This window comes from Micromonospora sp. NPDC018662 (genome assembly GCF_044391475.1).
In the GTDB taxonomy this organism is placed as follows: Bacteria; Actinomycetota; Actinomycetes; order Mycobacteriales; family Micromonosporaceae; genus Micromonospora.
Window position 1 is genome coordinate 475,947 of record NZ_JBISAC010000005.1, and the last position, 12,581, is coordinate 488,527.

8 protein-coding genes and 1 CRISPR repeat array are annotated in these 12,581 nt (G+C 73.5%); of the genes, 5 read left to right on the forward strand and 3 right to left on the reverse strand.

All coding sequences use genetic code 11. From position 1 onward, the window contains the following. Positions 1-148: 148 nt before the first annotated feature. Both ACH495_RS18705 and ACH495_RS18710 read right to left on the reverse strand, forming a co-directional pair. On the reverse strand, positions 149-1,441 hold the full coding sequence (locus ACH495_RS18705) for a hypothetical protein (RefSeq protein WP_396858969.1): 1,293 nt from the start codon (positions 1,439-1,441) through the stop codon (positions 149-151). A 113-nt stretch (positions 1,442-1,554) separates the two neighbouring features. Then, a complete protein-coding gene (locus tag ACH495_RS18710) occupies positions 1,555-2,454 on the reverse strand; it encodes a lytic polysaccharide monooxygenase (RefSeq protein WP_396858970.1) in 900 nt (299 codons plus the stop codon). 163 nt (positions 2,455-2,617) lie between these two features. Between ACH495_RS18710 and ACH495_RS18715 the strand changes: the two genes are divergently transcribed. Both ACH495_RS18715 and ACH495_RS18720 read left to right on the forward strand, forming a co-directional pair. After that, complete coding sequence (locus ACH495_RS18715) at positions 2,618-4,852, forward strand: DUF4153 domain-containing protein (RefSeq protein ID WP_396858971.1); 2,235 nt, start codon at positions 2,618-2,620, stop codon at positions 4,850-4,852. Positions 4,853-5,004: 152 nt separating this feature from the next. Then, a complete protein-coding gene (locus tag ACH495_RS18720) occupies positions 5,005-6,072 on the forward strand; it encodes a glycerophosphodiester phosphodiesterase family protein (protein ID WP_396858972.1) in 1,068 nt (355 codons plus the stop codon). Positions 6,073-6,111: 39 nt separating this feature from the next. Here the strand turns inward: ACH495_RS18720 and ACH495_RS18725 are convergent, their stop codons facing one another. After that, positions 6,112-7,044 (reverse strand): AraC family transcriptional regulator, encoded by a 933-nt coding sequence (locus ACH495_RS18725; protein WP_396858973.1) that lies wholly within the window; start codon positions 7,042-7,044, stop codon positions 6,112-6,114. Positions 7,045-7,115: 71 nt separating this feature from the next. Between ACH495_RS18725 and ACH495_RS18730 the strand changes: the two genes are divergently transcribed. The 3 genes from ACH495_RS18730 to ACH495_RS18740 all read left to right on the forward strand — a co-directional run bounded on the left by ACH495_RS18730 (position 7,116) and on the right by ACH495_RS18740 (position 8,713). Continuing rightward, the gene (locus ACH495_RS18730; protein ID WP_396858974.1) at positions 7,116-7,604 is read left to right on the forward strand and encodes a DUF1772 domain-containing protein; all 489 of its coding nucleotides are present in this window, start codon (positions 7,116-7,118) and stop codon (positions 7,602-7,604) included. Between the two features lie 194 nt (positions 7,605-7,798). After that, a complete protein-coding gene (locus ACH495_RS18735; protein ID WP_396858975.1) occupies positions 7,799-8,077 on the forward strand; it encodes a hypothetical protein in 279 nt (92 codons plus the stop codon). Positions 8,078-8,263: 186 nt separating this feature from the next. After that, entirely contained in the window at positions 8,264-8,713 is a 450-nt protein-coding gene (locus tag ACH495_RS18740) for a hypothetical protein (protein WP_396858976.1), read from the forward strand. 378 nt (positions 8,714-9,091) lie between these two features. Continuing rightward, a CRISPR array of direct repeats spans positions 9,092-12,522; the repeat unit is 37 nt; unit sequence GTTGAGATCCTCGCCGACGGCGGACCGCCGACGCTGG. The last annotated feature ends 59 nt before the right edge of the window (positions 12,523-12,581 follow it).

The following is a 12,581-nucleotide window of genomic DNA, read 5'->3' on the forward strand; positions in this document are numbered from 1 at the left end:
CTGCGCCACCGCCGCGAACGAACCTCGTCGCAACAATGGCGCAGTGATGAACCGCGACGCCCCGGCACCGGGGCGGCGATGCGTTAATTGGACAGCGGAACGCAATGTCGATCCGGCGGTGGCACGCGGTCGACGCCGCCGGCCGCCGTCATCCGGACGTCACGGTCGGCGGTTGGGCGTGCAGCGCGGCGAGGAAGTCGGACCGGTCGCTCCAGGCGCAGAGGGCGCCCGCCGGCGCGGCGCCCCGACACCCCACCGAACTCTCGATCGCGGTGCCCTCGCCCCACTCGTTCCAGGTGGTGACGAGCTGCCAGAACGCGCCGGAGGCGGTCATCCGGGCCACCCCGGCCCGCCACCGGTCCAGATTCCGGGCCAGGAACGGCGAGCGCCCGTAGGGCAGCCCGGCCTTCCAGAACCCCGGCGAGACGGTGTACGCGCCGCCGGGCGCCGTGCTGAAGTCGGACTCGGCGTGGGCCGGGGCGTACTGGTGCCAGGCGTCCACCGTGACGCTGCCAGCACAGCCGCGGTAGCCGGAGAACACCTTCAGACTGAGATAGATGGACTCGCCCCAGAGCTGCTGGAGCAGCGACCGGGCGCGGATCCAGCGGCCTATGGTCTCGCAGCCGTCGGCCGTGGTCAGGTCGTGGGCGTTGTAGACGAAGACCACCATGCCCCGACCGGGCAGCACGGCCAGCGCCGAGCGGTCCCCGCCGTACGTGCTCCGCAGGTAGTGCAGGTCGGCGGCGATCTGGTCGGGCGTGGGCCGGCCCCTCCCCTCCGGCTCGTAGTAGGGGGCCCAGGCGAACCCGCTGTCCCGGGCGCCCCGGAACAGCGCCGGCCAGTGCCGGTCGGTGGTGGTGCCCCGACCGAACCAGGAGGCGACGCCGACCGTGATGCCGCCGTACCGCATGTCCGCCACCTGGTCCCGGACCACCGTCTCGTCCACCGTGTAGCGGCCCCGGCTCGGCAGGTAGTTGGTGTACGGGTCCAGCCCGCCCTGGTGCCACGCCTCCGGGAACCACGGGTAGTAGAAGGCGGCCCGGACGGTGGTCGGCGTCCGCACCACCAGCCGCAGCGGCGCCTGCCGCCGCAGCGCCCCGCCGACGCCCTCGACGACGAGCGTGAAGGTGCCGGCGCGGGCGGAGACGGAGGTCTGCACCGTCACCGTGGCCGAGGCGCCGCTCGTCACCGTGGCCGGCGTGACGGTGGCGAAGACGCCCGCGGGCGGGTTGGTCACCCGCAGCGTCACCGGCTGCGGCGCCCCGCTGGTGGTCGCCGTGTCGACAGTCGCCCGGGCCGGATGCCCGGCCACCGCCGTGACGGCGGCGGGTGCGACGGTCAGGGAGAAGTCGCCGGCGGCCACGGCCGGTGACGCCGCCGACGCGGACGGGCCGGTCGGCGCGGCCACGGCCAGCACCGTGAGTAGCACTGCGAGACGCATGAACATCGACACTCCTCTGCGTTGCCCTGCCTGGTTCGACAAGGGGGCAACGCGGGAGCGACCGGTCGGGTGACTACGCGGACGGGCGGCGGTTCAGGTGCGCCGGCCCGGCCTCACCAGATCCGGCGCCGCCCGGCGCGGTGGTTGCGGACCCCGCACGGCCGCCCGGGCGGTGGGCCGCCGGCCCGCCGCATCCGCCGGCCGACCACGGCCGCGAGCAGCGCGGCGACCACCACCGCCGCCGCCGCGCCGACGGCCAACGGCCGGGAGAACGGGCCGCTGTCGGTCACCGCCGCGACCGGCACCCCCGGCGCGTCCGAGGTCGCCGGCTCCGAGAGGGTACGGGGAGCCGCCGCGCTCGCCGCCGGAGCGGCCGGCCGGGTGGTACGCGACGCCGCTCGGAAGATCACGTCGGAGCAGGAGTAGTAGGTGTCCTGGGTGTTCGAGTTCTGCCAGATCACGTAGATCAGGTGCCGGCCCGTACGCCCGGTCGGCAGCCGCCCCGGCATCTCGTACGCGCCGTCGCGGATCGGCGGGTCGGTCACCGACAGGAACGGCTTCCGCTCCACGTCGGCCCAGTTCAGCCGCCGGTCCGGGGCGTACGAGGCGGTGGTGACGTAGAACCGGAACGTGCCCCGGTGCGGGATCGTGGTGCGGTAGCGGAAGGTGTGCCGGGCGCCGGCCGTGAGCGTGGTGGCCGGCCAGTCGGTGCGGGGCAGGTCCAACCCCCGGTACGCGGAGAGCCCGCCGCTGCACAGCTCCCCGTCCGGAATGCGTTCCCGGTCCCGCCCGTCGATCCGGGCCACCCGGATGTTGTCCCACTCCCGTACCGCCGCGCCGGCGGCGATCGCGGCCCGGCAGGCCGGCGTCTCCGCCCGACCACCCTCCGGCCCGCACGCCGCCCCCCGGCTCATCGGGCTGGTCGGCGCGCCGTGGGCGCTCGCCGGCACGGCGGTGAGCAGCAGCGTCGCGCCGACGACGGCGAACGCGACGAGCGCGCGACGTGTGCCCATGTGATCGACCTCCCGCGCACTGGTACGGGCCGGAGGCGACAAAGGTTCGATCCGCACCGCTGCCACGACCGGTCAGGCTCGCCCGACCGAACGGACAACCGGGGCGGCGGAGCGGGCAGGGTGGGCCCTACAGTGACGGCACCCTGTGATCGAGGAGCGCGCCTTGCCCGAGCCGGCACAGCATTCCGAGCCGCCCCGTCCCGCCCCGGCGGACGGGTCCCCGACGGGCGACGTCCCGCCCGCCGCCCAGCCGTACCTGCTGGTGCTGCCCTCGACGGAGGGCGCGCCGCCCCCGGTGCCGTGGCCCGGCGCGGAGGGCCAACCGGCCTGGGCGATCCCGGTCACCGTGCCGCCCGGCACCCAGGGCTACATGCTGTTCGTGCCGCTGGTCCCGGCCGCCGGCCAGCCGGCACCGGCCGGCGTTTCCGGCGTGCCCGCCCAGGCCGCGCCGCCGGCCGTGGAGAACCCGACCACCACCGCACCGGCCGAGCTGCCGGGCGCCACGCCGCCGACGTCTGGTCCGACGCGACCGGACGGCGCGGGACCGGATGGCGGTGCGCCGACGCCGGGCAGCGTCCCGGCCACGACGCCGACCACCACCGGGCCCGCCCCGGCGCCCGGCACGCCGCCAGCGACGGGCGCCGTCGCACCGGCCGGCACGCCGTCTGCCCCGAGCACGCCGGCCGCCACCCCGACGGCCCCCGGCGCGCCGGCCGCCCTGGCGGTGTCGGCCGCCCCGACGGGCGACCAGGGTGCCCCGACGGCGCCCACCGGGCACGTCTTTCCCCCGGTCCACGGTGGAGCTGCGCCCGGACCGGGGCACCAGGACGTACGCCCGTGGGGCACCTACCCGCCGGCGCCGGGCTGGACGCCCCTGCCTCGGACACCTCGCACCTCGTTCCTGGGCGCGCGCTGGCCCGGCCCGAAGCCGGCCACCGGGCGGGCGGTGCCGCTCGCGGTGCTGGCCGGCGCGCTCGGCAGCGCGATCTTCGTACCGCTGAGCCGGGTCGGCATCGGCTGGTTCCTCGGCTGGCTCACGCTCACGCTCGGGGTGCTGCTCGCGGTCCGGACCCGCACCGCCGCGCTGCCCCGCACCGACCGGCTGATCCGGGCCGGCTGGGCGGCGGCGTCCCTGGCCCTGCTCGCCGTGCCGGCGTTCCGCAACGCCTGGTGGCTGGTGACGTTCTGCGTGCTCGGCGCGCTGGGCTGCGCCACGCTGGCGATCATCGGCGGCCGGTTGGTCCGCTCGATCCTGTTCGGCCTGGTCGCCACGCCGTTCGCGGCACTGCGTGGCCTGCCCTGGGTACGCCGGCACCTCGCCGCCTCGACGGAGACCGGGACGGTCCGCAAGGTCACCGTCTCGGTGGTCGCCACCGTGGCAGTGTTGGTGGTCTTCGGCAGCCTGCTCGCCTCGGCCGACGCGGCGTTCTCCGAGGCGCTCGACACGGTCGTGCCCGAGGTCGGCCTCGGCCCGGTGTTCCGCGGGCTGTTCCTGGCCGCGGTGGGCGGGCTGATCGCGGTCGCCGCCGTCTACACGCTGGCCGCCCCGCCGGAGTTGTCCACGGTGGACCGGCCGAGCGAGCGGCGGCTCGGCGTGCTGGAGTGGGCACCGGCCATCGGGGCGCTGACGCTGCTCTTCGCCGGCTTCGTGGTGGTGCAGTTCACCGTGCTCTTCGGCGGTCAGCGGCACGTGCAGAAGGTCGCCGGGCTCAGCTACGCGGAGTACGCCCGCAGCGGCTTCTGGCAGTTGCTCTTCGTCACGCTGCTGACCGTGGCGGTGCTCGGCGGCGTGAGCCGCTGGGCCGGCCGGGAGCGGCCGGTCGAGCGGATCCTGCTGCGCGTCCTGCTCGGGCTGCTCAGCGCGCTGAGTGTGGTGATCGTGGTGTCGGCGCTGTCCCGGATGTGGACCTACCAGAAGGTCTACAGCTTCACCGGCGAGCGGATCTTCGTGATGGCGTTCGAGCTGCTGCTCGGCGCGGTCTTCCTGATGATCCTGGCGGCGGGCGTGCGGTGGCGGGGCGGGTGGATCCCCGGCACGACAGTGGCGCTGGCCGTGGCGATGCTGCTCGGTCTCGCGGTGCTCAACCCGGAGGACTACGCGGCCCGGCGCAACACCCTCCGGTACGAGCAGACCGGCAAGATCGACGCCTGGTACCTGCGGGCGCTGTCCGCCGACGCCACGCCCGCCCTCACCAAGCTGCCCGACCCGGTACGCCGCTGCACGCTGAGCTGGATCGCGGACGACCTCGACCAGCCCGACCCCTGGTACGCCTGGAACCTGGGCCGGCAGCGGGCCCGCCAGGCCCTCGACCGGGTCGGCCCGGCCGCGGTCGGCGGCCCGAAGGACTGCCGCCGGGCGGACCAGTTCGACCTGCCGAAGACCCGGCGTCCCCGCTGACGCCCGGCCGGGTCGCCCCACGCGGGCGGCCCGGCCGGGACTGACCGGCCCACGACCGTTCATCCTCCCCACACCTGGTCGCCACGGCTGCCGCCGTCTGGAGCACCTACCTTCGGCTGCGCATCATCAACCGAGGTAGCGGAGGTTCCTCCATGTCCGTCCGTCAGGTCATGACGGCACTGGTCGCCGGCGCGGTGCTGGCCGTGCCCACAGCCGCCCACGCGGGCCCGGCGACCCGGCCCGGGGTGCCGCCGCAGCGGACCCACTTCGACCTCCAGGCCCACCGTGGCGGCATCGGCATGACCACCGAGGAGACCCTGGCCGGCTTCGCCAAGGCGATGCGCCTCGGCGTCACCACGCTGGAGTTGGACACCCAGGTCACCCGGGACGAGAAGGTCGTCGTCACGCACGACCGGCAGGTCAACGCGCAGAAGTGCCGGGACACCGCCCCGGTCCGGCCCGGCGACCCGACATATCCCTACGTCGGGAAGTACATCAAGGACCTGACCCTCGCCCAGGTCAAGACCATGGACTGCGGCTACCAGCAACTGCCCGGCTTCCCGGAGCAGGAGCGGATCGCCGGGGTCCGGATGGCCGAGTTGCGCGACGTGCTCGACCTGGTGAAGCGCTACCGCGCGTACGGGATCACGCTCAACATCGAGACCAAGGTGGAGGCGGGCGCGCCCGAGCAGACCGCGCCGCGCGAACTGTTCGTGCGCCGCGTGTTCGAGGAGATCCGCCGCTCCGGCATCGAGCGGCAGGTCACCATCCAGTCCTTCGACTGGGGCGCGCTGCGGGTGATGCACCGGCTGGCGCCGCGCTGGCCGCTGGTGGCGCTGACCAACTACGACTTCCTCCAGGTCGGGCAGCCGGGCGCCTCGCCGTGGCTGGGAGGGCTCGACGCCGACGACTTCGGTGGCGACGTCGTCCGGGCCGCCGACGCGATCCCCGGCGTCACCGCGCTCTCCCCCAACTACGGGTTCCCGCAGAACGGCACGATCGCCGACCCGTCCTTCCGCTTCTATCCGGACGCCCGCATGATCGCCGACGCGCACGCGCGCGGGCTCAAGGTCATCCCGTGGACCTGTGACGACATGCCGACCGTGGCGGCGCTGATGGACCTGGGCGTGGACGGGATCATCACCGACTACCCGAACCGGGTCCGGCAGCTCATGGCCGAGCGCGGCATGCGGCTGCCGAAGGCGTACCGGGCCCGCTGAGCCGGTCGGCCGGGGAGGGGGCACGCCCTCCCGGCCGGCTCAGGGCCGGTCGACGTGCTGGCGGGGGCTCACGCCGTACCGGCGTTTGAACGCGGCGCTCAGCGCGAACGAGCTGCCGTAGCCGACCCGGCGGGCCACCGCGCCGACGGTGGCCCCGGGTTCCCGCAGCAGGTCCGCCGCGAGCGCCAGCCGCCACCCGGTGAGGTACGACATCGGCGGCTCACCGACCAGCCCGGTGAAGCGCCGGGCCAGTGCGGCCCGGGAGATCCCCACCTCGGCGGCGAGCGACGCCACGGTCCACGGCCGGGCGGGGTCGTGGTGCAGCATCCGCAGCGCCCGGCCGACCACCGGGTCGGCGTACGCCCGGTACCAGGCGGGCGCCGCCGCCCCCGGCCGGTCGAACCACTCCCGCAGCGCGGCGATGAGCAGCAGGTCGAGCAGGCGGTCCAGCACCGCCTCCTGGCCGGGGTCGTCCCTGACGATCTCGGTGGCCAGCAGCGGCACCAGCGGCGAGTCCCAGGACGCGCGCCTGACCACCGCGAGCGGCGGCAACGCGTCCAGCAGCCGCCGGCCGACCGCGCCCCGGACCGGGTACGTGCCGGTGAGCAGCACCGTCCGCCCGTCCGGGCCGTTGCCCCAGGTGCGGACGCCCAGCCCGGTCATCTCGAACAGCTCGCGCCCGTCGGGTGTGGTGCAGCGCTGGCCGGGGTGGACGACCACCTGCGGCGGCGTGGCCGGGTCGTCCGCCACGGTGTACGGAGCCGGGCCGCGCACGACCGCCACGTCCCCGGTGCCGAGCCGCGTCATCGCGGCCTCCTCGGGCACCAGGCAGGCGTCGCCGTGCACCACGGCGACCACGGTGAGCGGCGCCTCGTCCCGGATCAGCATGGACCAGGGCGGCGTCAGGATCGAGCGGAGCAGGAAGGCGCCCCGGGCCCGCGGCCCGTCGAGCAGCCCGGCGACGGCGTCCACGGAGACGATTACACACAGGATCGCGCGTCCTGGCCATGGGCCGTCCCACCGGTCGGCGGTTGGATGGGCGCATGCGACTCGTGCAGCACCTTTCCCTGATCGGGGCCACGGTCGGGGCCGGCCTGATGGCCGGGCTCTTCGCCGCCTTCGCCTACGCCGTGATGCCGGCGTTGCGGGGCGCCGACGACCGCACCTTCGTGGACGCGATGCAGCGGATCAACGTGACCATCGTCAACGGCCTCTTCTTGCTGATCTTCCTCGGTACGCCGCTGCTCGCCGCGCTGGCGGCGATCCTGGCCTGGCGCGACGCGGGTCGCCCGGCGCTGCCGTGGATCCTCGCCGGGCTCGCCCTCTACCTGGTGATGTTCGCGGTCACCGCGGCGGTCAACGTGCCGCTGAACGACGCGCTCGCGGCGGCCGGCACATCCGACCTCCACGCCGCGCGACAGCGGTTCGAGGCCACCTGGGTGGCCTGGAACGTGGTCCGGGCGCTGGCGGCCACGGCCGGCTTCGGCGCGCTCTGCTGTGCGCTGGTGGTCACCGGCCGCTCGACCGGGTGACCCCGAGGGCGGAGGATGAACGCCATGCGAGAGGTGGCCTTCTCCCCAGACCTGGCCGTCTCCGACATCGAGGCGCTGCTCGCCGTGGACCTCACCGTGGGCGACCGACGGTCAGCGAGGGCGACCCGGAGACCGGCGAATGGGCCGCCACCGGCGGCGACGGCTTCCGGATCAGGCCGATCTGGGAGAGCGGCGTGCTGACCGGCGGGTACGGGAGGGCCTGGACCGACACGGAGGAGGCCGCGACGGAGAACCTGGCCCTCGTCCTTCGGGAGTTGGCGCGCCGGTGGGGTCCCCACCGGCCGGTCTCGATGCGGGTGCCGCTGTTCCGCGCCCAGGCCGGCGAGCCGATGCCGCCGCTGTTCCGGTCGTTGTGCGACGCCGACTGCCACGGGGACCCGGCCGGGTGGGGCCCGGTGACCGCCGACGGGTGGCGATGTCCGTCAACCGGTGTGCCGGCGACGCCCCGATGATCATCGTGGCGGTGGCCAGCGACCGACCGATCGTCGAACTGCCTCGAGATCTTGGTACGGATCGGCCGGACGCGAGCAGTTGGCTGAGTCGGCACGTGCTCGGAGCAGAGGTGTCGTACCTGCACGACAGGATTCCGGCAGACCATCACGACGGCTCAGACCGTCCGCCAGGGAGAGGAAGAATGGATGAGGGGCAGTCCGCCGAGTCGCCTTGCCATCGACCACGACGACCATCACGCCATGCATGTGGGGCACACCACCGATGGGAGGCAGTTCTTCCTCACCACGCCGTTCGTGCCCGCCACTCGGGAGGACAACGGTCAGGAGTTCGTCGCCCTCTACCTCTTCAGCACCGAGGGCCGGTTCCTGGAGGCCCGGATCGATGCCTTCGGTCCCAGGGCTCGGATGGACCACGCGGCGTGCCGGGCCACGTACGACGCCCGGCTGAAGGAACTCGGCGAGGTCACGTTCGGCCGCATCGAAGTCGCACCGTTCACGACTGATCGGTTCGGTACGACCTTCGGCCTCATCCCTCAATCACCTGAGGAGGACGACGAAGAATGGTGGGTCATCCTGGAGCCCGGCGACTACATGGCCTTCACCGCACCCTGGGACAGCGGCGAGTACGACACCTGATGCAGGCTCGTCGGGCCGGCTGGGGCAGCAAGGTCCGAGTCGGCGATGTTCCCGGTGATCCGCCCGGAAAGCTTGCCCGTCTCCCGGAGCCTGATCGAAGGCCGGCGGGGTGGGACACCGAGCCGGAACGAGATCAGCGGCCTGGTCGATGATTGCTCGACCAGGCCGCTGACCTGATGTTCCAAGGGTGGAGCCGAGGGGACTCGAACCCCTGACCCCCACACTGCCAGTGGCCTGGTAGGCGTATCGGGGGGTGCCGGCCGACACCGGCGCATGTCGATCAGTGCAGGTCAACGCCATCCTGACCGTCGAGCTACGCCGGCATCTGTCGGGCCTTCCCGGGCCGTTCGTGAGACAGCTGTGAGACGAGTGGACTTCGTTGCGGGCCTCGCCCACTGCGGAGGCCGGGCGCAGCCCGCGCGGCCTATACGTCAGTTGCATCGTGGCCAGGCGTTGCGCTCCTCGCCCGCCGCGGAGAGCGGGCGCAGCGGTGGTCCCGTTCTTCTACGGCACCAATCAGTACGTCGAGTTGCGATCCTCGCCCGCCGCGGAGGGCGGGCGCAGCCCACCACCCCCCGGGTGTAGTTCCTCGGTCGACACGGTGTTGCGATCCTCGCCGACGGCGGACCGCCGACGCTGGTTCGATAGCTCGGACGTGTCACCGGTGTACCAGGCCCCGTTGAGATCCTCGCCGACGGCGGACCGCCGACGCTGGCGGCGAGGCGCACTTCTCGTTCGGCAAGGGCAACCTGTTGAGATCCTCGCCGACGGCGGACCGCCGACGCTGGTGGAACTGCGCCGGGTCGACCGGGCCCGCAGAGATCCCGTTGAGATCCTCGCCGACGGCGGACCGCCGACGCTGGGTCCCGTCCTCGGAGCCGCATGGGCATCCGCGCATGTTGAGATCCTCGCCGACGGCGGACCGCCGACGCTGGCAGCAGCTCCTGGGGCCGGCCCATGCCCAGGTTCGCCCAGTTGAGATCCTCGCCGACGGCGGACCGCCGACGCTGGGCGCGGTGAGCGCCCCCGACCCCTCTGCCGTATTCAGGTTGAGATCCTCGCCGACGGCGGACCGCCGACGCTGGGGCCGGCACCTCGCCGGGCACTCTTCGCTACCAGGAGTTGAGATCCTCGCCGACGGCGGACCGCCGACGCTGGGAGATCGCGGTCAACGAGTTCGTGCGGGTGATGGGCGTTGAGATCCTCGCCGACGGCGGACCGCCGACGCTGGAGGTCACCGCAGCTGCGCGTCGCCGCCCACCCGGAGTTGAGATCCTCGCCGACGGCGGACCGCCGACGCTGGAGACGGGGAACTCGGAGCGCCGCGACGCGGACAGCAAGTTGAGATCCTCGCCGACGGCGGACCGCCGACGCTGGTCAGCTCCGCGAGCTGATCACGCCGTGGCGGGACCTGTTGAGATCCTCGCCGACGGCGGACCGCCGACGCTGGGGTTGGACGGCGACCGAGGCACCGGCGCCACCGCCGTTGAGATCCTCGCCGACGGCGGACCGCCGACGCTGGGGGCGGAGGTCGGCGGAGATCAAAAAGCCTTCTGGGAGGTTGAGATCCTCGCCGACGGCGGACCGCCGACGCTGGTGGATCGCCGAGGGCGTCCGGTCGACGGCGTCAGGTTGAGATCCTCGCCGACGGCGGACCGCCGACGCTGGCTTCGCGCAAGCCTCCGACCCGTTCTTCGACGCCGTTGAGATCCTCGCCGACGGCGGACCGCCGACGCTGGTCGAATCCAGCCAGGTTGAGCAGTCCGACGACGGAGAGTTGAGATCCTCGCCGACGGCGGACCGCCGACGCTGGTTGACGCACAGCCGGATGCCGGTGGTGCGGTTCCTGTTGAGATCCTCGCAGACGGCGGACCGCCGACGCTGGCCCCGCCCGTCGGGGCTCTTTGCCATGCCTCGACTCAGTTGAGATCCTCGCCGACGGCGGACCGCCGACGCTGGCCCGGTCGACCTCGTCGAGGGCGTCGAGGGCGGTGTGTTGAGATCCTCGCCGACGGCGGACCGCCGACGCTGGGTCCGATCACGAACTCCGCTTCGGCCAGTCCGTCCAGGTTGAGATCCTCGCCGACGGCGGACCGCCGACGCTGGGGCCCGGCCCGGTGAGCGGCTCGTCCGGCCGGACAGCGTTGAGATCCTCGCCGACGGCGGACCGCCGACGCTGGCCGGTGCGGTGGTCGTTGAGCTGCCGCGAGTGCTCGCGGTTGAGATCCTCGCCGACGGCGGACCGCCGACGCTGGAAGTTCTACGGGGTGTTTTGCCGTCACGGAACGTGCTGTTGAGATCCTCGCCGACGGCGGACCGCCGACGCTGGCTGCTAGGGCGTGTGCTGGACGCCGCAGCAGACCGGTTGAGATCCTCGCCGACGGCGGACCGCCGACGCTGGGCCCCCCATGCCGCGACGTCATCGCCGGTCGTGATCGCGTTGAGATCCTCGCCGACGGCGGACCGCCGACGCTGGTTGCTGGCCGGCACGGTCTTCCCGATCAGCCAGTCGTTGAGATCCTCGCCGACGGCGGACCGCCGACGCTGGCCAGGCGGCGCAGGACGTCGGCGTGGCGGAAAGCGTTGAGATCCTCGCCGACGGCGGACCGCCGACGCTGGCCGTCGCCGGTGAGCTGCACATCGGACCGCCGGCCGGCGTTGAGATCCTCGCCGACGGCGGTCCGCCGACGCTGGAGGTCGCACGGGCCGCGCTCGTGGTGGTGGTAGTCGGTGTTGAGATCCTCGCCGACGGCGGTCCGCCGACGCTGGCTGCCCACCCAGCTGCCCGGCCTCGTCGGCGTCGTGATGTTGAAATCCTCGCCGACGGCGGTCCGCCGACGCTGGGTGGGTGGCCGCGCTGACCGCCGACATCTGCTTGTCGTTGAGATCCTCGCCGACGGCGGTCCGCCGACGCTGGCCTCGACCATGTCCACATCGGCCAGCCGTGCGGCGGGTTGAGATCCTCGCCGACGGCGGTCCGCCGACGCTGGCGGCCCGGCCCGCGCCGCTTCGTCGCCGTGAACGCCCGTTGAGATCCTCGCCGACGGCGGTCCGCCGACGCTGGCGCCGCGGCGCACGCGGCGGAGGTGCGGGCCCGGCTGGTTGAGATCCTCGCCGACGGCGGTCCGCCGACGCTGGGCACTTCCCGCGCGGCATCCGCCTGGTGCTGCGAAAGTCGTTGAGATCCTCGCCGACGGCGGTCCGCCGACGCTGGGCGCTGCCGACGTCTGCGGGTACGGGTCCGAGAGGGGGTTGAGATCCTCGCCGACGGCGGTCCGCCGACGCTGGCTGCGGCGGCGACCGGCAGCATCGGCCCGGGAAGCCCGTTGAGATCCTCGCCGACGGCGGTCCGCCGACGCTGGCCGCAGCGCCTCGAACACCTCCTCTCCCTTCGGGCTGTTGAGATCCTCGCCGACGGCGGTCCGTCGACGCTGGAGGTGACGCTACGCGGCTACGTGCCGCCGGAGACTCAGTTGAGATCCTCGCCGACGGCGGTCCGCCGACGCTGCCCCATCCGCGACGACGGAGACGTGCGCGTCGAGATGAGGTTGAGATCCTCGCCGACGGCGGTCCGCCGACGCTGGCCAGGCGGAGTGGCGGCGTACCCGCGACCTGTTGAACGGGTTGAGATCCTCGCCGACGGCGGTCCGCCGACGCTGGACGCCGCGCTTGAACGCGGGCACGACGTGATCCTCGATGTTGAGATCCTCGCCGACGGCGGTCCGCCGACGCTGGTACACGATCGGATGGCAGGCGGGTCGATGAAGTCACAGTTGAGATCCTCGCCGACGGCGGTCCGCCGACGCTGGACGCCGCGCTTGAACGCGGGCACGACGTGATCCTCGATGTTGAGATCCTCGCCGACGGC